Here is a 17,594-nt window from a genome sequence, read left to right as displayed (position 1 = left end):
AGCTGTGATGACCCGCTGGACTCCCGATCCCACGTTCTACCCCTCGCCGCGCGAGGCGGTGACCGCACCGACGGAGAAACTCGCCTACGTGGCGGCCTTCGACCGGGCGGCCAGCCGTCCGGACGCCATAGTGGTGCTGGACACCGACCCCGACTCCCCCGAATACGGCCGGGTCGTTGGCTGGACCGACCTGCCGTACGTCGGTGACGAGCTGCACCACTTCGGCTGGAACGCGTGCAGCAGCGCGCTCTGCCCGACCGCCCCGCACCCGCACGTCGAGCGGCGCTACCTGATCGTGCCCGGCCTGCGGTCGTCGCGCATCCACGTGCTCGACACCCAGCCTGATCCACGCCAGCCGCAGATCGTCAAGGTGATCGGGGCCGAGGAGTTGGCGAAGCGGGCTGGCTACTCGCGGCCGCACACAGTGCACTGTGGGCCGGACGGCATCTACCTCTCGGCTCTCGGTGGCGCGGACGGCGAGGAGGGTCCCGGTGGCATCGCCATCCTGGATCACACCACGTTCGAGGTACGCGGGGCGTGGGAGGCCGACCGGGGTCCGCAGTTCCTGGCGTACGACGTGTGGTGGCACCTGACCCAGGACGTGCTGGTCACCAGCGAGTGGGGCACTCCGTCGATGATCGAGGACGGCATCATCGGTGAGTTGCTGCTGGGCCGACGCTACGGGCACGCCATCCACTTCTGGGATCTGGCGAAACGCCGGCACGTGCAGCGGGTCGACCTGGGCGATGCGTATCAGATGCCGCTGGAGCTGCGGCCGGCGCACGACCCGACGAAGTCGTACGGGTTCGTCGGTGTGGTGATCAGCGTCGAGGACCTGTCCGCCTCGATCTGGTTGTGGCACCGCGACGGGGACGGCTGGGCGGTCACCAAGGTGATCGACATCCCGGCCGAGCCGGCCGACCCGGCGGACCTGCCCGACCTGCTCAAGCCGTTCGGCGCGGTGCCGCCGCTGGTGACCGACATCGACCTGTCGGTGGACGACCGGTTCCTCTACGTCTCCTGCTGGGGCACCGGCGAGCTGCGCCAGTACGACGTCAGCGACCCGCTGCACCCGGTACAGACGGGCTCGGTGCACCTCGGCGGGATCGTCCGCCGCAGCGCGCACCCGTCCGCGCCGGACGAGCCGTTGGCCGGTGGCCCGCAGATGGTCGAGGTCAGCCGGGACGGTCGGCGGGTGTACGTCAGCAACTCGCTCTACGGCGCGTGGGACGACCAGTTCTACCCCGACGGGGTGGGCGCCTGGTTGGCCAAGCTCGACGTCGACGTGGACGCCGGTGGGCTCACCCCTGATGAGCGGTTCTTCCCGCACGGGGACGAGTTCCGGGGCCTGCGGGTGCACCAGACCCGGTTGCAGGGCGGGGACGCCTCCTCCGACTCGTACTGCTTTCCGTGACCCTCACCGCCCTGGCGACGCTCGCCGCGCTCGGCGCGTTCCATGGTCTGAACCCGGCGATGGGGTGGCTGTTCGCGGTGGCCCGGGGCCTTCAGGAGCGCAGCCGGATGGCGTTGCTGCGGGCCCTGCCGCCGATCGCGGCGGGGCATCTCGCCTCGGTGGCGATCGTCGCCGCGCTGGTCGCCGCGACCCGGTCGGTGACGGCGAGCAGCGCCCTCGCGGTGCTCGGCGGCGTGCTGCTGGTCGCGTTCGGGCTGTGGCGACTGCTCTCCGAGCGGCACTTCCGCTGGGCGGGGATGCGGTTGTCGGCGGGGCAGCTCGCAGGTTGGTCGTTCCTGATGTCGTCGGCGCACGGCGCGGGCCTGATGCTGGTGCCGGTGCTGGTGGCCGAGCCGGTGCCCGGGGGTCACTCCGGGCACCTGGCCGCCGCGCCGGTCGGTGCGCTGTCCGGCCTCGCGGCGGCCGGGGTGCACACCGTGGCGATGCTCGGCGTCGCCCTGGCCGTGGCGGTGCTGGTCTACCAGGTGTTCGGGGTGGGTGTGCTGCGTCGGGCCTGGTTCAACGTGGACCGGCTCTGGGCCGGGGTGCTGGTGGCCGCGGGGTTGGTGACGTTGCTACGGGCGTGACCGTCCATCGTGGAAAGCGCCGATCTGTGATCTCATGTCGGCATGATCACTCCCACTCCCCTCATGCGTCTGGTGGCCGGTGTGTGGGGGTTCAAGACCCTCGCGGCCGGCGTCGAGCTCGGCCTGTTCACCAGGTTGGCCGGTGGGCGGACGATGACCGTCGAGGAGGCCGCCGCCGAGTTCGGGTTGCCCGATCGGCCGGCGGACCTGTTACTGGCCGCCAGTGCCTCACTCGGGCTGTTGGAGAAGGCCGGCGACGCGTACCGCAACTCCGAGTTGGCCGAGCAGTTCCTGGTCGAGGGTCGCCCGTACTACTTCGGCGCGCAGATCCGCTACTCCGACCTGCGCACCTACCTGCCGTGGCACCGCATCGGCGAGGCACTGCGCACGGATCGCCCGTTGACCTGGGACCCAGAGGCCCAACAGTCGATGTTCGACACCGCCGACCCGGAGATGCTGGCGCAGTTCTGGGACGCGATGTTCTCCACGTCCAGCTTCACCGCCAGCGCGTTGGCCGACGCGTACGACTTCTCGGCGCACCGCCGCCTGCTCGACGTCGGCGGCGGGGCCGGCGCGTTCCCGATCGAGTTCTGCCGCCGCCTGCCCGAGCTGCGGGCGACGGTCCTGGATCTGCCGCACGTCTGCGTGCGGGCCCGGGAGCGGATCGCGGAGGCCGGCCTGACCGGGCGGATCGACGCGGTGGCGGGTGACTTCCTCGCCGACCCGGCGCTGCCGACGGGCCACGACGTCATCCTGCTCAGCATGATCCTGCACGACTGGGACGAGCCGACGAACCGGGCGTTGCTGGCCCGGTGCCACGCGGCGTTGCCGCCCGGCGGGGCGATCGTCGTCTGCGAACTGCTGCTCAACGACGAACGCACCGGGCCGCCCGAGGCGGCGCTGATGGGGATGAACATGCTTGTCGAGACCGAGGGTGGGCGCAACTATTCGGGTGCCGAGTACGCGGCCTGGCTCACCGACGCCGGTTTCGTCGACGTGCGGACGGTGCCGTTCGACGCGCCGGGGGCGAACGGCGCGGTGGTGGCCCGCCGGGCCTGACCGACGACGACACCCGGCCCCGGTGCGAACCGTGGGCCGGGTGTCGCGGCGCCTCACGGCGCTGGCGTCCGATCGGCTACCGGTACGGGTCAGGCGCGAGCCTTGGCCGGCTGCTTCATGAAGTCCATGATCGCCTTGTTGACCTCGTCGGCGTGGGTCCACGGGATGCCGTGCGGCGCGCCCTTGAGCGTGATGAGCTGGCCGGTCGGCATCATCGGCCCGAGCCGCTGGCCAGTCACCGGGTAGGGCAGCACCCGGTCCTGGTCACCCTGAATGATCAACACCGGAATGTTGATCTTCGGCAGGTCGGGGCGGAAATCTTCCTGCCAGGCGTCCACACTGTCGTGGGTGGCCTTGCCGGAGGCCATCGCGCCGATCTGCCAGTGCGCCCGGTACGCCTCCTCGCTGACCCGCTTGCCCATGTTCTGGTCCGGGTTGAAGAACGCGTCACAGAAGGACGTCAGATAGGCGAAGCGGTCCTTGATGATGGCGTCCTGGAAGCCCTTGAAAAGCTTGCGGTCGACGCCCTCGGGGTTGTCGTCGGCCTTGGCCAACATCGGTTGCAGCGGGCTGAGCAGCACGGCCCGGCTGACCCGCTGGGAGCCGTAGTTGGCCAGGTAGCGGACGACCTCGCCGGTGCCCATCGAGTGACCGATCAAGGTCACCTCGTTCAGGTCCAACTCGGTCATCAGCACGTCCAGGTCGGCGGCGAACGTGTTGTAGTCGTACCCGAAGGCCGGCTGCGCCGAGTTGCCGTTACCGCGCCGATCGTAGGTGATCGTCCGGTATCCGGCGTTCTGCAGCACGCTGGTTTCCTTCTCCCACGTTGCCCCGTTGAACGGGAAGCCGTGGATGAGCACCACGGGCTTACCGGATCCGTGGTCCTCGTAGTACAGGTCGATGGGTGCGGAGTTTTCCGTCCCCACGGTAATGAAAGGCATGTTTTTCTCCTGCTCCGGTGTGGGCTGTCGGACGCCCCGCGCTTTCCCGTCGGGTCGCCGGATATGCGGCCGAGGGCCGTCGCCCCAGGCCCGCCGGTCCCCCTCCGGACGACCGGTCCCGGCATCGACATCTATCAACCTCGTCGGTAGGGTCGCCGGTAGGAAAGTTTCGGCGTACGGGAGGTGGGCATGCTTCGAAAAGTCCCCGCGGCGCTGGCCGTCGGAGCGGCGGTGGCCGCCCTGGGCGGCACGCCGGCGCAGGCCGACCCGGTGGTGCCACGGCACGCCATAGTCATCTGCCAGAGCGCCAGCTTCTACGCCAACTACGACTCTGCCGGCGGCCCCACCGGCCTGAAGCGCACGCTCGTCTACGGCAACAAGATCGGCCACACCCCGGGCGCGCATCCGGTCTACAACGGGTGGGCGGCCGCCTTCGACTTCGGCCCGAACGACTGGGGTTACCTGCGCTCCGAGTGCATCGGCGGGTACGACTCATGGTGAGGGCCCGGGTGACGGCCGGCGTGCTGGCCGGGATCGTCGCCGCGACCCTCGCCGCACCGGCGCCGGCGCAGGCCGCCAACGGCACCATCGGTCAGCGCGAGACGGTGTGCGCGAGCGACCTGTTCGTCCGCACGCAGCCCAACGGCGCCTGGATGGGCACCCTCTACCAGGGTCAGACGTTCCTGGTCGAAGGTCCCCGTAGCGGCGGCTACGTCTACGGCTTCGCCTACGGGTACATCAACCGGCGCGGCTGGGTGCAGGACGGCTGGTTCTGCTGAACGGGCGGCCGGCGACGCGACCCGATCGGAGTGCCCCGATCCGGCCGCGGCGGCCTAGCCTCGAACGGTGAGCCCTTCGCCCCGGCTGCGAGCCGTCAGCGACCTGCACATCAGCTACGCGGAGAATCGCGCGTTCGTCCAGGAGCTCCGGCCGGACCACCCTGGCGACTGGCTGCTCGTCGCCGGTGACGTGGCCGAGCGGTACGCCGACATCGAGTGGGCTCTCGGCCTGCTGAGCAGCCGCTTCGCCCGGGTGGTCTGGGCGCCGGGCAACCATGAGCTGTGGACGCCGCCCGGCGACCCGGAGCACCTGCGCGGCGAGACCCGCTACCGCGAGCTGGTCGAGCTGTGCCGGCGGCTGGGAGTCGTCACCCCGGAGGACCCGTACCCCGTCTGGGACGGCGAGGGCGGCCCCGCCACCATCGCCCCGCTCTTCGTGCTCTACGACTACACGTTCCGGGTGCCGCAGGCGCGCACCAAGCAGGAGTCGCTGAACCTTGCGTACGCGGCCGGGGTGGTCTGCACGGACGAGGCGCTGCTGCACCCCGACCCGTACCCGAGCCGGGAGGCGTGGTGCGACGCCCGCATCATCGAGACCGAACGCCGGCTGGCCGAGCGCGGCCCGGCGCTGCCGACGGTGCTGGTCAACCACTACCCGCTGGTGCGCGAACCCACCGACGTCCTGTGGTTCCCGGAGTTCGCCCAGTGGTGCGGCACCGTCCGCACCCGCGACTGGCACCTACGCTTCGGCGCGTCCACGATGGTCTACGGGCACCTCCACATCCCCCGCACCACGTTCTACGACGGCGTCCGGTTCGAGGAGGTCTCGCTGGGCTACCCGCGCGAGTGGCGGCGACGCGGCCCGGTCCCGGACCCGGTCCGCACCATCAACCCCGCCGACGACATGCGCCGGCGCGAGTCCGTCAGCGGGTGAGGCCGACCACCGTCGCCAGCCGCGCCACGCCGGCCGGCGCCGGCTGCGCGCGGGCGACATCGGCGATGAGAGTACGCGCCAACGGCCGCCACCGAACCTCAGCCGGCGCGACACTGTCCGCGTCGACGAGGACGCGACCGTCTCGCGCATGCCCGAAACGTCTGCCACGCCGCCATAAGGCTCCGCGACAATGGCCACATGCTCACCTACGTTCGTTGGTACTGCCCAGATGACGACCGCTGGTGCTACGACGAGCTGGACGCTGATCGGTGGGCACTGCGCCACGTTGAGCAACGCGCATCGGACGGGGCCTTCTTCGCGGCGGCATCGCTTGCAGAGGTGCTCATCGCTCGCGATTCGGGAGTGGTGGGGGCGGTTGCCGAGTACGACCAGCGGTACGGCTGTGTGCCGGAGTCCCCGTTCCCTGGACCGAGCCTGGTGGTGGAGCCTGCTGTGGAAAGCCTGTCCTCGGAGGATTTCGAGCGCCTGTGGCGGGAGGCTCGTCGGCATCTGGAACAGCAGACCGACAATTGACTCTTCGTCCCGAAGAAGCGATCGCCGGCGATGAGCTGCGTCGTCACCCAGTGGTCACCGGCCCCGCCCGTCAGACGTCGAAGCGCAACGCGGGCCGCTCAACTCGCTCAGCAGGGCAGGCAGGTCGCCGAGGGTGGCGAACGCACGTCCGCTCCAGCTCGGGTCGGTGTCGTTGTGCTCGGTGGTACGAAGCACGCGACGTCGATCCCGTCGGCGCCGAGCTCGTCGGCGAGCGGAGCGTAACGGCGCAGGGCGTCGGTGGCGGTCGCGGTGCCGCGTTCCAGCCTGAGCATCGCCTTCATGCTGAACGGCGGCCTGTTCTTCGCCACTCGCTTCACCACCAATCCGCGTCAGGCACGCGAGGCACCGTAGCCAGCGGGCGACAGTGCGAACAACCGATTTGGGCCGGTTCGGCTGGGCACCTGCGCCGACATCACGGCCGGCGGCGCGTGTGGTGACCGCATGGCTGGCAGCATGGGCGGATGAGGTCGAGGCTGCGCAGGCTCCACATCGACGGCCGGGAGTTCACCTGGAAGGCCGACATCCGGGCCGCACCTGGCTCTGACGGCCGTCTTCACCGCTGCATAAGGCTCCGCGTATGGGGTGCGGGAAAAGCCGGTCGCGCCCTACAGGCCGATGTGACCGAGCGGCCCACCGTTGCCGCTGACGGTCGATACGTCGAGACCGACGTGCACGGCAGCGGGGAGGCGTACCCCTACCCGACAGCCGCGGACGTACGCGTTCTGGTCCGTTACGGCCTGCGCGCTGGATGGACGCCGCAGGCGTTGGGTGGGACGTTCACAATCGCCCCGCCGACCGAACTTGAGCTACCGCGATTCGCCGTTACCGAGCCTGTGTGAAGCGTTGAACTGCACCGTGAGGGCACCCGGTCGTCTTGACAAGTGGTGGGGTTCTGACGTGTTCAGAGGGGCTCGAAGAATCGAGTGGACCAGGTCGCATCATTCGTCGGGCCGAACACCCAACCATTGGGCCCGTCGTACGGCGCGGCGAGGATGTGCTCTGGGACGAGGAGGTAGTCGAGTCCGCTGAGTGCCCCCTCGATCCGTGCGCGGTCGTCCGGGTGCAGGTGAGATGTGTGGGCCCACGGAGCGGAAGATCCGCACGCGGCAAGGCCACCAAAATTGCTGACGCTCACACTCAGAGACAGTGGGATTCGGGTACGTTTCGTGCGGCTGCGACTGACCTCGGCGGGAATCCAGATGCTGCCGAAACATGCGGAGTCCTGGGCCAGCCCCACGTCGCATCGGCAACCGTAGGCCTCGCTCAATCGCTCCGCGAGCCGGTCGAACCGACCCTGGGTCGCCGCGCGGTCGAAGTGCCGTGGCATCTCCAGACCATCACCTGCGCCTGGCTGCACCCGAGCGTTCGAGACCGCCAGCACCGACTGCGGCACTACGCCCTCGACCATGACCCGCGTGAGCGACTCCGGGCTGAGGCCGTGCTCCACCGGCGCGACCGGCTCGTCCAGCTCCCGGAGCAGCGACCACCATTCCGCATCTGACATTGTCACGCGAGGCACCGTAACCAGAGGGCGACAGAGCCGACAAACAATTCGGGCCGGGTCGGCCTGCCACCTAGCATCGTGGCCAGTCCGGGCGGCGGATCGATGCAGCTAGGGATCCCCCTACCAGCCGCGCTTCGGAGCTTGGCGGGAGTGTGCGATTGAGCCTGGATATCGCGGTGTGGATACCCGACGACGACTCCTACGCCGGCCGGCAGGTTGTGGAGGATCCGCCGGGCACCAGCACGGCGGTGGGAGCTGAAGCCTTCCGTCATTCACTGTGGGGTTCCGCGGTGACTCGTCAGCTGGGCGCGACGTTCCTGCCACAACTCGCCGATGTCACGGTCGAGAATCGGGGTAACCTCCAGGTCTTCCCCGGTCAGCTCGATGCCTTCGACCAGGAGTGCGTCCGCCTGGCGGAGAACGTCGAGCTGCTGGCCGCCGCGACCGGATACGACGCGGAACGCATCCTCCGCTACCTGGCCAACGTGCGGGATGCCGTGCAGCGCGCCAGGGCGGTGCAGGGCGGCATCATCATCTGGTAGTCGGCGTACGGGTGGAGGGGCGGCCACCGGTCGGCGTACGGCGGCCGCCCCTCGTCCGGTCAGCTGGCGTACACCTCCAGTGCCGCCAGTTGTCCGGCCGGCCAGCCGGTGTTACCGGTCACGGTGATACGCACATAGCGGGTCTGCGCGCCGGTGAACGTCAGCGTCACCTGGTTGCCCGTCGACGGGTCGAAAGTCCGCCCCGCCGAGGAGACGAGGGTCCCGAAGCCGCTCCCATCGGTGCTGCCCGCGACGGCGAGGGTCTGCGTCCGACTCCCCCAGGCTGACGACGGCGGCAGCTTGAGCACCACCCGCCCGACCGTGCGTGTCGCGCCCAGGTCGACCTGCACCCACTGCGGGAACGCGTTGTTGGCGCTCTCCCAGTAGCTGTTCGCGTCGCCGTCGACCACGTTGCCCGAGCCGTAGCTCTGGACGTGGCTGCTCTCGCTGGTGGACCGCCCTCGGGCCAGGTCGGCGTTGGTCGGGGCGTCGGTGGTCACCGTGGCCGCGTTCGAGGCCGCCGAGGTGTTGCCGGCGGCGTCGCGGGCGACGACGGTGAAGGTGTACGAGGTGGACGCGGCCAGTCCGCTCACGGTCGCCGTGGTGCCCGTGACCGTGCTGACCACCGTGCCGCCCTGGCGTACCTGGTAGCCGGTCACGCCGTTGTCGTCGGTCGACGCCGTCCAGGCCAGGGACACGCTGCTCGCCGTCCGGTCGGTCACCGTGAGGCCACTCGGGGCGGTCGGCGGGTTGTCCGTGGTGCCGCCGGCGGCGTACACCTCGACCTGGGAAAGCTGGCCCGCCGGCCAGCCGGTGTTGCCGGCGATGCTCAGCCGGATATGGCGGGCCGTGGTGGTCGGCAGCGTGCGGGTGACGGCGTTGCCGGTGGCCGGGTCGAAGGTGAACGCGGAGGCGGCGGCGATGGTCGAGAAGGAGCTGCCGTCGACGCTGCCCTGCACGGTGATGGTCTGGGTACGCGCGCCCCAGCCGGCGGGCAGCCGCACGACGAGCTTGTTGACCTGGTGGTTGGCGCCGAGGTCGACCTGCCACCACTGCGGGAACGCGCCGTTGGCGCTCTCCCAGTAGCTGCCGACGTTGGAGTCCACCGCGTTGCCCGAGGGGAATCCGCTGCCCTGGCTGCTGGCCGCTGTGGACCGGCCGGCCGCGAGGTCACCGCCGGTCGGGGGCGGGGTGCCGAGGATCGGCGGGGTGGGGCGGACGGCGGTGAGGCCGAGTTGCCCCTTGAGCATCCGGCCGCCGTCGGCGGTGATTCGCAGGTAGTAGTCGGCGGAGCAGGCGACGCCGTCCTCGTCCAGGGCCCGGATGTTCGCGCCGGCCGGGGTGGTGGCCTGGGTTTCGGACGTCTTGGCGATCTGGTTGCCCTCGTTGTACTCGTCGAACATGGACACGTACAGGCCCTGGGAGCCGAGCCGGATCATGTTGTAGATGTGCCGCCAGTAGAAGTCGCCGTGTTTGCGGTGCCCCCCGGCCAGGTCGCCGGGCATCACGCAGGGCAGGTAGTCGATGCCGCGCGCCGCGCAGTCGGCCATGTCGCCGACGTTGACGTTGACGTAGTACGAGTCCAGTTCCTCGACGGTCCTGGCCCGGTAGACCATCCACGGCGAGATCGCGTGGAAGGCGTGGTAGACGTCGAGGAAGCCGGGGCGGGAGTCCTCGATGCCCTGCCGCCACCAGGTGGGCACGCCGCCGATGACGTAGCAGCCCTGCGCCTTGAACCAGTTGATCACCTCCAGGCAGGGCCCGGGGGTGAAGGGGCGGCTGGGCTCGCTGAACCCGAAGCCCCAGATGCAGACGACCGGCTTGCCGTTCTGCCGGGCGTACGCGGACGAAGCGGTGTGCGCCGCCATCTTCGTCGTCCAGTCGGTCTTGACCTCCGACTGGAAACTCAACCAGTCGGTGACGTCGTACATGATGTAGAACTTGCGGTTGTACCGCTCGGCCGCGGAGCGCACCTTCTGCGCCATCGCGTCGCGGGTCGGGCCCTCGTCGCCCATCGGGTTGAACCGTTGCAGGGCGGCGGTGTCGCAGCCATACTCCTGCATCCAGCGGAAGTGGGTGTCCACCGTCTGCTGGTCGTACGAGGAGAAAAGGGTGGCCGGCTGGCCGTTGCCCAGGTTGGGGTACGCGGTGGGGTAACTGCGGGAGTACTCCCGCATGTCCGGCCAGGACACGATGGTGGTGTTGGCAGGCGAGGGCGGCTGGAACCGGTCGCGGCTCCAGTGCCACCACCCGCCGATCGGCGCGCCGTCGCCGGGGGCGCTGAACCAGCCCTGGTAGCCGACCGTCACCTTGCCGACCACGTCCCCGGGAGGACTGGCGGCGTGCGCGGGGCCGGCCACCGTGTTGAGCAGCTCGGTGGTGGAGGCGGTGGCGAGGGCGGACCCGGCCAGTACCGATGTGACGAACCTGCGGCGGGACACCGCCATGACGACCACTCCTTCTTCGACGGAAGGCATTGACGGTCATCGTGGCAGCAGTGGATGCCGCACCGCAAGAGTGAGACTGTTCGATGAAATTCCCGATCAGATGACGGGAAATATGCGCTGGGATGTCAGCGACTGAGCGCCCACGCCGGGGACAGGATGTGGCTGCCGGTCTGGCGGCGGCGCGCTTCGCGCACCGTCATCCGGACGCCCTCGGTGAAGCCGACAGTGGGGTGCCAGCCGAGCAGCTCGCGCGCCCGGCGGGTGTCCAGCGCCATGTCGCGGACCTCGCCCGACCAGGGCAGCGGCTCGTAACGGGCCACCTCGTCGACGCCGAACGCCTCCCGGACGGTGTCGTACACCTCGTTGACGCTGGTCTGCCGCCCCGAGGCGATGTTGACAGTCCCCACTCCGCTGTGGTGACAGGCGAGCGCGATCGCCTCGGCGACATCGCCGACGTAGACGAAGTCCCGGGTCTGCGTACCGTCGCCGTGGATGACCGCCTGCCGGCCCCCGAGCAGCGCGTCGACCATCAGGGACACCACACCGCAGTCGCCGCCCTCCTGCCGGGGCCCGTAGACATTTCCCAACACCATCGAGGTGTACGACAGGCCGTGCTGACGTCCGTACCAGTCGAGGTAGTGCACGCCGACGGCCTTGCTGACGCCGTACGGGCTCACCGGCGCGATCGGGTGGTCCTCGCGCACCGGCAACTCGTGCGCGGCGACGCTGCCGAAGATGTCGCTGCTGGTCGCGTTGACGATCAGCCGTACGCCGCTGCGGGCGCAGGCGTCCAGCACGTTGACGGTGCCGAACACGTTCACGTCGGCGTCGTACAGCGGTGAACGACGGGCGGTGGGAAGGCTCGGCTGCGCGGCGAGGTGCACCACCACGTCCGGCTGCCACTCGTGGATGACCTCGACACCCTCCGACGCGCGGATGTCACCGGAGATGACGTCCGCCTCGGTCAGCCCGCCGCACACGGCGTCGGCCAGGTTCTCGATCCGGCCGGTGGAGAAGTTGTCGAGCACCCGGACCTGGCTGCCCATCAGCATCAGCCGGGCGACCACGTGGCTGCCGATGAAGCCGGCGCCGCCGGTGACCAGCACGCGTCGGGGCACCAGGCCCGTCGGCGGATCGACACCGACGGCGGTGACGGGCAGGTCCATGAGGAACTCCTTGGAACGACGGAACGGTCGGCCCGCAGCTGCAACCGGCCGACCGTAACCCACCCAACAGCTACCAAACGGACACTTAGCCCAATGCCCTGCGTGGATACCCGTGATTCGGTCCCTAGAGGTCAGTTTTCACCCATTCAGCTGCACGTCACCGGTGTCGCTAGTAGTTTGCTCACGGGCTGTCGAGACGACCCTGCGGCGACCGCCCGCCTCATGCTGAGAAATTGCGGAACAGCAGGGACGCCAGGCCGAGCGCCAACGCGAGGTTGAACACCGTGGCGCTGGCGAACACCGCCACCGGTCGCCAACCCGCCTCCCGCAGCGACGCGACCCGGACCTCCAGACCGATGCTGACGAAGGCCAGGATCAGGAACCAGACGCGCAGGTCGTTCACGATGGCGATGGTGGCCTTCCCGTCCGCACCCGTCGCGTCGAGGTACCAGGTGGCGATGACCGAGGCCGCGATGAAGCCGAGGACGAACTTCGGGAACCGCGTCCACAGCTCACCGAGACCTGGTCGGGCCGCGCCGGGCCGTCGTTCCACCCGCAGTGTGAAGTACGCGGTGAGCGCGACCGCGACCACACCCATCAGGGCGTTCTGGGTGACCTTGACGATGCTGGCGATCTGGAGAGCCTCCTCCCCGGCGAGCGCTCCCGCGGCGGTGACCGCGGCCGTGGTGTCGATGTTGCCACCGATCCAGGCACCGGCCACCGCGTCGGAAAGCCCGAACACATCGGCCAACCAGGGCAGGATGAAAATCGACGGCAGCGCGAAGACGATGACCAGACTCGCCGTGTAGGCCAACTGCTCGCGGCGCGCCCGCACCGCGCCGGCGGCGGCGATCGCCGCGCTGACCCCACAGATCGACACCGCCGACGCGAGCAGCGCCCGCAGCTTGTCGTCGAGGCCGAACCGGCCAGCCAACCACCAGGTGAAGAGGAAGACCCCGCTGATCAGCAGGATCGCCTGGGCGATCGCCGGGCCGGCGGCGCTGGCGATGACCGCCAGGTTGATCGACGCCCCGAGCAGCACCAGACCGGTCTTGATGAAGAACTCGGTGCGGAACGCGGCGGCTATCCGGTCGCGCCACCCGAGCACTGTGACGGCGACGTTGCCGAGCAGGCCGAGCAGGATCGCGTAGACCGGGTACTCGATCGCCGCTCCGATGTCCTCGACGGCGGTGCCCTCGGCCCAGGCCGGGACGTTCTGCTCCAGAAAGCGGGTCAGCGCGGCGAGACCGACCACGATCAGCAGGCCGACTGCCGTCCAGGCCCAGAACGCCCCGTCACGCACCACACTGGTCGGACCGGCGGGGTCGACGGTGGTCGGCGACGTACTCGGCTCGGCCACGTCTTCGGCGGGTGCGTCGCTGGCCCGGGTGGCGTCGGGCGTGCCGGGCTCGCTGCCCGTGCGGGTCGCGTCGGCGGTCATCAGGGCACCAGCCCGGCGGGGATGGCACCGAGCAGGACCAGGGCGAGCAGTGCCAGCCCGAGGATTGTCGCGACCCAGTCCTCGTTGAACGCGAGCCGGGACTCCCCTGCGGTCTCCGGGTTGGGGGGTGACGGGTCGGTGGTCATGGCGTACCTCCATGGTGGTGAACCGATCCGGCGCTGCCGGATCGGTCGGACGTGCGGTGGCGTGCGTTCGGAGCCCAGCCGGTGCGCGGGGGTCACGAGTCGACGCGCGATCCGGCGGTGAGGAGTGGACCAACCGGCATTCACCTATTTTCCTACCGGGTCGATAGGAATTCAAGACCGTTGGCGCGGATTCTCCACGCATCGCACCACCTACGGCGGTGCCGGAGCCGACGACCGGCTCCGGCACCGCCGCTACGCCCGATCCCCGCTACGGGGTGGGGTACTGGCTCAGGTAGACCGGGGCGCCGACACGGGTCATGTCGGCCGCGTCCCCGACGCCGTTGACCACGTGGTCGATCGTGCCGGCGCTGAGGTTGACGGTCATGATGTGGTGCAGCCGCACCCCCGGCCGGTTCGGCACCTCGAAGCCGTTCTCGGTGTGGATCGACGGGTTGTTCTGGTTGAAGACGTACACCCCGCCGCCGTACAGGGTGTGGTGACGCACCCGGTCACCGACCTTGTACCCGGCCCAGCCCTCGACCGGGCCGTTCATCCAGTCGGCCTGCGTCGGCGGGTCGTACGGCAGCTCGTTCTGGTAGAGGATCGTGGTGCCGTGCTCGCCGTTCCAGACCGTGTTGTACCGCTGGAAGTGCTCGACGAACAGCCCGGTAGCGGTCACGCGGTCGCCGTTGATGACGGCCCCGTAGCGACCGGTGTTGGTACGCCAGCGGTCGGTGTCACCGTTGACGCCCTCGGTGAAGCCCTCGACGCCGTGATCGCCGCGCCACACCCAGGTGTGGTCGATGAGCACGTTGTCGCTGTTGACCTCCAGCGCGGTGTTCGTCCGTCCGATGTGCGGACCGCCGACCCGGAAGTACACGTCGGAGAGCGTGGTCGGGTTGTGCGGGCTGCTCGCGTTGTGGCCGTGCTGGCGTCCGACCCGCAGCAGGACCGGCGACTCGACGGTGCCGGCGTCGATCGTGACACCGGCGACGATCACCCCGGGCACACCGGCCACGTCCAGCGGGATCGCGCCGTTCACGGCGGTGAGCGTGGCGTGCCCGATCCCGAGCACCACGGTGTCCGGACGCCGGACCTCGATGCTGCGCGCGATGTCGTACGTGCCGGGGGTGAGCAGCAGGTGCTTGCCCCGGGCCAGCTGGCTGTTGATGACCCGCACCGGGTCGGAGGGCTTGGCGATGAAGAAGTCGCCGATCCCGATGGTCCGCCCCGGCGTCATGCCGTCGGCCCAGGAGACGCCCCGGCTGTCCCGCTGGGCGGCGGGCACCCGCACCTGGTAGCGGCCCTTGCCGTCGACGAAGAGGTAGGGCTTCTCCCGGCTGAGCGGGGTGGTCTCCAGCGTGGTGTAGGGCGGGTCGGGGAAGCTGGCGTCGTCCGGCGCGCCCTCGACCCCGGCGAACACCTGGTTCCACACCGCGTTGGACCAGCCCGCGACCTCGCTGTTGCGGGTCAGCCACTGCTGCTGTGAGCCGTTGGTGGTGGCGGGCAGCCGCGAGTCGGCGATGAAGCCGCCGCTGGCGTACTGCGGACCGGCGGTGCAGTAGTCCATCAGCGACAGACCACCACCGCCGATGTTCAGCCGGCGCATCGACACCGCCTGGGACACCGCCCAGAAGTTCGCCGACGACCGGCAGTCGTCCTGGCCGGCCGCGTTGATGGTGAGCGAGAGGTTGGACAGGGTGCGCCAGAAGTTGACCAGCGCCAGGCAGTTGCCGGTGCCGCCGTCGGCCAGGCAGCGGTTGTAGACCTCGAGTTTGCCGTTGATGGCGACGTCGGTGGGCGAGGCGCCCAGGCCGGACACCTCGGTGTAGTAGCCGACCTTGGCCTGCAGCGGTTGCGCGGCGGTGCCGTACGTGCCCGGCTTGAACAGGTAGGCGTGCCGCTCGGTGCCCATCTCGTTGTCGACCTGCCGGGCGTGCGCGGCGTCGAGGGTCTGCTGGATCTGGCCGACCGGCATGGACGGGTCGAAGATCGTCACGTTCGGGCCGAAGTCGGGTGCGCCGTGCGTCGGGCGGCCGGCGGTGGCGGCGGTGCTGGACATGGTGACGGCGGCGGTCACCAGCAGGGCAAGGGTGAGGGTACGTCGGGACGGGCTTGTCATGCGGTTCGTCCTCTCCGCTGACCGGACCGTCTCGTCCGGCGCAGCTGGGGCGGCGTGAGAGCGCTCTCTGACCACAGCGGCCGAGAACGGGTCGCGCGCCGAAGGGGTCGACATGTTTCTACCCGTTAATTCGGCCGGCCGCCATGACCGGGCCGGCGAACTTCGCGCCGGGCGGAGGAGGATGACGGACGACCTGGGAGGTGCCGATGCCGCTCGACCCCCTGCCCCACCTGGACGAACACGCCACGATCATCAACGCCGGGCCCGACCGGGTCTGGCCCCACCTGATCGACGTCGTGGAGAGGTCCTTCTCGCGGTTCGGCGCTAGCGGGTACGCCCGCCTGGTGCATGCCGCCGACCCCGTCACGTCCGGGCCCCGACCCCTCAGCGAGGGCTCGACACTGCCCGGATTCCACGTCGCCACCGCGATCCCCGGTCAGGAGCTGGCCCTGCGGGGCAGCCACCGGTTCTCGACGTACGCGCTGACCTTCCGCCTCGACGCCGACGGTCCGACCCGGTCACGGCTGCGCGCCGAGACACGCGCGGTCTTCCCCGGCCTGGCCGGCGGCCTGTACCGGCAGATCCTGCTGACCTCGGGCGGCCACGTGTTCGGCGTACGCCGCCTGCTAGCGGCGGTCCGCCGCCGATCCGAACAGGGATCCGTACGCTGACGAGAGGGGTTCGTGATCCCGACCGCACGGTCCACGTAGCTGGTCCAGTTCAGGGTCCGGACACGGCGAGGCCCGCCCTCCGGGGGAGGGCGGGCCGGCACGATGGTGCGAGAGGTCAGCGCACCCGACGGCGGCCGTAGGCACCGGCTGCGACAGCCACGCCGACAGCCGCGAAGGCGACCTGGATGACCAGCTCGATCCAGTCGATCCCACTGGTGTCGTCGACGCCGAAGACACCGGCAACGAGCGTGCCGAGGATCGCCGCGATCACACCGATGAGCAGCGTCAGCCAGATCGGGATGTTCTGCTTGCCGGGGACCACGAGCCGGCCCAGCGCGCCGATGATCAGACCGATGATGATGGCGGCGAAAAAGCCGGAAACTTCCACGGGGATTCGTCCTTCCAGAGGGATGTCGTCGACAGGTGATTGCCCCGAGCAACCGATTGCGAAACACCCCTACGCCTCCCCCAGGAACTCGTCGATCATCGGGGCCAGCCAGTCGGCGCGCTGCGGGATCGTGGTGTGGGTGGTGCCGGGCAGGATGGCCAGCCGGCAGGCCGGCAGGCCGGTCAGGTCGCCGGGCACCGCGCCGCCGAGCAGCCGGAACATGCGCACCGCGTGCTCGGGTTGGACGATGTCCGCGTCGCCCAGCACGATCATGGTGGGTGCGGCCAGCGCGCGGACCTGCTCGGGGGTCCACCGGGGCAGGTTCGCGTCCAGCACCTTCATCTTCGTGACCAGGGTGGCCCAGCCCGCCGGGTCCGGTGCGGTCCGCAGGTACTCCTCGTGGAACTCCGAGCCGTGCAGGTGCTCCGGTTGCAGGTCCTGGATCCCGTCGAGCAGCCCGGGGTGCAGGCCGTCCTCGTCGAAGCTCACCGAGGCGAGCACGAGGCGGCCCACCCGGTCGGCGTGGTGGGTGCCGAGGCGCAGCGCCACCGCCGCGCCCATGCTCCAGCCGAAAACGTCCGCCCGCCCGATGCCCAACCGGTCGAGCAACTCGACGACGTCGGCGGCGAAGTGCTCCACGGTCAGCGGACGGTCCACGTCGGGGGTGTGGCAGTGAGCCTGCAACTCGACGGCGATCACCCGCCGGGTCTTCGCCAGCGACGGCAGGATCGTGCCGAACGACGTACCGATGCCGGAGAGTGCGCCGTGGATCAGCACCAGTGGGCGGCCCTCACCATTGCCATGCGCTTCGGAGTAGATGTCCATGCCCACACCGTGCGCCCGCGCGCTTATGGTCGAC

Annotated in this window: 19 protein-coding genes; 9 read left to right on the top strand and 10 right to left on the bottom strand. The window is 69.9% G+C overall.

Annotation, left to right across the window (positions count from 1 at the left end):
- The first annotated feature begins 7 nt into the window (after positions 1-7).
- Genes ACX27O_RS08125 through ACX27O_RS08115 form a run of 3 tightly spaced genes read left to right on the top strand, consistent with a single transcriptional unit; the run spans position 8 to position 3,099 of the window.
- Complete coding sequence (locus ACX27O_RS08125; RefSeq protein WP_210866204.1) at positions 8-1,414, top strand: selenium-binding family protein; 1,407 nt, start codon at positions 8-10, stop codon at positions 1,412-1,414.
- Positions 1,411-2,040: a hypothetical protein gene (locus tag ACX27O_RS08120; protein WP_030335430.1), complete on the top strand. Its 630-nt coding sequence runs from the start codon at positions 1,411-1,413 to the stop codon at positions 2,038-2,040. The genes ACX27O_RS08125 and ACX27O_RS08120 overlap by 4 nt, the downstream gene beginning before the upstream one ends.
- A gap of 42 nt (positions 2,041-2,082) precedes the next feature.
- Positions 2,083-3,099, top strand: coding sequence for a methyltransferase (locus ACX27O_RS08115; protein ID WP_210858966.1), 1,017 nt, complete (start codon positions 2,083-2,085; stop codon positions 3,097-3,099).
- 89 nt (positions 3,100-3,188) lie between these two features.
- Here the strand turns inward: ACX27O_RS08115 and ACX27O_RS08110 are convergent, their stop codons facing one another.
- The gene (locus ACX27O_RS08110) at positions 3,189-4,040 is read right to left on the bottom strand and encodes an alpha/beta fold hydrolase (RefSeq protein WP_030335427.1); all 852 of its coding nucleotides are present in this window, start codon (positions 4,038-4,040) and stop codon (positions 3,189-3,191) included.
- Positions 4,041-4,229: 189 nt separating this feature from the next.
- On the opposite strand from ACX27O_RS08110, the gene ACX27O_RS08105 reads away from it, so the two are divergent.
- From ACX27O_RS08105 to ACX27O_RS08090, 4 genes are all read left to right on the top strand, one after another.
- Entirely contained in the window at positions 4,230-4,541 is a 312-nt protein-coding gene (locus ACX27O_RS08105) for a hypothetical protein (protein WP_030335425.1), read from the top strand.
- Positions 4,535-4,819 carry a hypothetical protein gene (locus tag ACX27O_RS08100; RefSeq protein WP_030335422.1) on the top strand — a complete coding sequence of 95 codons (285 nt, stop codon included), beginning with the start codon at positions 4,535-4,537 and terminating at the stop codon, positions 4,817-4,819. The genes ACX27O_RS08105 and ACX27O_RS08100 overlap by 7 nt, the downstream gene beginning before the upstream one ends.
- Before the next feature lie 67 nt (positions 4,820-4,886).
- Positions 4,887-5,753, top strand: coding sequence for a metallophosphoesterase family protein (locus ACX27O_RS08095; protein ID WP_458939171.1), 867 nt, complete (start codon positions 4,887-4,889; stop codon positions 5,751-5,753).
- Between the two features lie 198 nt (positions 5,754-5,951).
- Positions 5,952-6,287 (top strand): hypothetical protein, encoded by a 336-nt coding sequence (locus ACX27O_RS08090; RefSeq protein ID WP_030335420.1) that lies wholly within the window; start codon positions 5,952-5,954, stop codon positions 6,285-6,287.
- Positions 6,288-6,394: 107 nt separating this feature from the next.
- On the opposite strand, the gene ACX27O_RS08085 is transcribed toward ACX27O_RS08090, so the two are convergent.
- Both ACX27O_RS08085 and ACX27O_RS08080 read right to left on the bottom strand, forming a co-directional pair.
- Entirely contained in the window at positions 6,395-6,616 is a 222-nt protein-coding gene (locus tag ACX27O_RS08085; RefSeq protein WP_081883978.1) for a hypothetical protein, read from the bottom strand.
- A 593-nt stretch (positions 6,617-7,209) separates the two neighbouring features.
- The gene (locus ACX27O_RS08080; protein WP_030335419.1) at positions 7,210-7,818 is read right to left on the bottom strand and encodes a hypothetical protein; all 609 of its coding nucleotides are present in this window, start codon (positions 7,816-7,818) and stop codon (positions 7,210-7,212) included.
- A 284-nt stretch (positions 7,819-8,102) separates the two neighbouring features.
- Between ACX27O_RS08080 and ACX27O_RS08075 the strand changes: the two genes are divergently transcribed.
- The gene (locus tag ACX27O_RS08075; RefSeq protein WP_167337329.1) at positions 8,103-8,354 is read left to right on the top strand and encodes a hypothetical protein; all 252 of its coding nucleotides are present in this window, start codon (positions 8,103-8,105) and stop codon (positions 8,352-8,354) included.
- Between the two features lie 59 nt (positions 8,355-8,413).
- On the opposite strand, the gene ACX27O_RS08070 is transcribed toward ACX27O_RS08075, so the two are convergent.
- The 5 genes from ACX27O_RS08070 to ACX27O_RS08050 form a co-directional block, all read right to left on the bottom strand.
- Positions 8,414-10,801: a galactose-binding domain-containing protein gene (locus ACX27O_RS08070; protein WP_458939459.1), complete on the bottom strand. Its 2,388-nt coding sequence runs from the start codon at positions 10,799-10,801 to the stop codon at positions 8,414-8,416.
- 125 nt (positions 10,802-10,926) lie between these two features.
- Positions 10,927-11,967: a GDP-mannose 4,6-dehydratase gene (locus ACX27O_RS08065; protein WP_051708736.1), complete on the bottom strand. Its 1,041-nt coding sequence runs from the start codon at positions 11,965-11,967 to the stop codon at positions 10,927-10,929.
- 220 nt (positions 11,968-12,187) lie between these two features.
- Positions 12,188-13,408 carry a YeiH family protein gene (locus ACX27O_RS08060; RefSeq protein WP_210866200.1) on the bottom strand — a complete coding sequence of 407 codons (1,221 nt, stop codon included), beginning with the start codon at positions 13,406-13,408 and terminating at the stop codon, positions 12,188-12,190.
- Entirely contained in the window at positions 13,408-13,554 is a 147-nt protein-coding gene (locus ACX27O_RS08055; RefSeq protein ID WP_334508459.1) for a hypothetical protein, read from the bottom strand. Before ACX27O_RS08055 ends, ACX27O_RS08060 begins: the two co-directional genes overlap by 1 nt.
- Before the next feature lie 268 nt (positions 13,555-13,822).
- Entirely contained in the window at positions 13,823-15,676 is a 1,854-nt protein-coding gene (locus ACX27O_RS08050; RefSeq protein WP_458939170.1) for an adenylyl cyclase, read from the bottom strand.
- Positions 15,677-15,882: 206 nt separating this feature from the next.
- On the opposite strand from ACX27O_RS08050, the gene ACX27O_RS08045 reads away from it, so the two are divergent.
- Positions 15,883-16,347: a hypothetical protein gene (locus ACX27O_RS08045; protein ID WP_400446406.1), complete on the top strand. Its 465-nt coding sequence runs from the start codon at positions 15,883-15,885 to the stop codon at positions 16,345-16,347.
- A gap of 115 nt (positions 16,348-16,462) precedes the next feature.
- On the opposite strand, the gene ACX27O_RS08040 is transcribed toward ACX27O_RS08045, so the two are convergent.
- Positions 16,463-16,735, bottom strand: coding sequence for a GlsB/YeaQ/YmgE family stress response membrane protein (locus tag ACX27O_RS08040; RefSeq protein WP_030335408.1), 273 nt, complete (start codon positions 16,733-16,735; stop codon positions 16,463-16,465).
- A 69-nt stretch (positions 16,736-16,804) separates the two neighbouring features.
- Positions 16,805-17,560, bottom strand: a complete 756-nt coding sequence (locus ACX27O_RS08035) for an alpha/beta fold hydrolase (RefSeq protein ID WP_051708735.1) — start codon at positions 17,558-17,560, stop codon at positions 16,805-16,807.
- Positions 17,561-17,594: the final 34 nt, after the last annotated feature.

The sequence above is a fragment of the Micromonospora sp. SD19 genome (assembly GCF_054462275.1).
This window is presented reverse-complemented; position numbering and strand designations above follow the sequence as displayed.

Excerpts from the sequence above, each read along its gene's own strand:
- ACX27O_RS08125 (WP_210866204.1), top strand. The coding sequence starts at position 8 with ATGACCCGCTGGACTCCCGATCCCACGTTCTACCCCTCGCCGCGCGAG.
- ACX27O_RS08115 (WP_210858966.1), top strand. The coding sequence starts at position 2,083 with ATGATCACTCCCACTCCCCTCATGCGTCTGGTGGCCGGTGTGTGGGGG.
- ACX27O_RS08110 (WP_030335427.1), bottom strand. The coding sequence starts at position 4,040 with ATGCCTTTCATTACCGTGGGGACGGAAAACTCCGCACCCATCGACCTG.
- ACX27O_RS08105 (WP_030335425.1), top strand. The coding sequence starts at position 4,230 with ATGCTTCGAAAAGTCCCCGCGGCGCTGGCCGTCGGAGCGGCGGTGGCC.
- ACX27O_RS08100 (WP_030335422.1), top strand. The coding sequence starts at position 4,535 with ATGGTGAGGGCCCGGGTGACGGCCGGCGTGCTGGCCGGGATCGTCGCC.
- ACX27O_RS08090 (WP_030335420.1), top strand. The coding sequence starts at position 5,952 with ATGCTCACCTACGTTCGTTGGTACTGCCCAGATGACGACCGCTGGTGC.
- ACX27O_RS08070 (WP_458939459.1), bottom strand. The coding sequence starts at position 10,801 with ATGGCGGTGTCCCGCCGCAGGTTCGTCACATCGGTACTGGCCGGGTCC.
- ACX27O_RS08065 (WP_051708736.1), bottom strand. The coding sequence starts at position 11,967 with ATGGACCTGCCCGTCACCGCCGTCGGTGTCGATCCGCCGACGGGCCTG.
- ACX27O_RS08060 (WP_210866200.1), bottom strand. The coding sequence starts at position 13,408 with ATGACCGCCGACGCGACCCGCACGGGCAGCGAGCCCGGCACGCCCGAC.
- ACX27O_RS08055 (WP_334508459.1), bottom strand. The coding sequence starts at position 13,554 with ATGACCACCGACCCGTCACCCCCCAACCCGGAGACCGCAGGGGAGTCC.
- ACX27O_RS08050 (WP_458939170.1), bottom strand. The coding sequence starts at position 15,676 with ATGACAAGCCCGTCCCGACGTACCCTCACCCTTGCCCTGCTGGTGACC.
- ACX27O_RS08045 (WP_400446406.1), top strand. The coding sequence starts at position 15,883 with ATGCCGCTCGACCCCCTGCCCCACCTGGACGAACACGCCACGATCATC.
- ACX27O_RS08035 (WP_051708735.1), bottom strand. The coding sequence starts at position 17,560 with ATGGACATCTACTCCGAAGCGCATGGCAATGGTGAGGGCCGCCCACTG.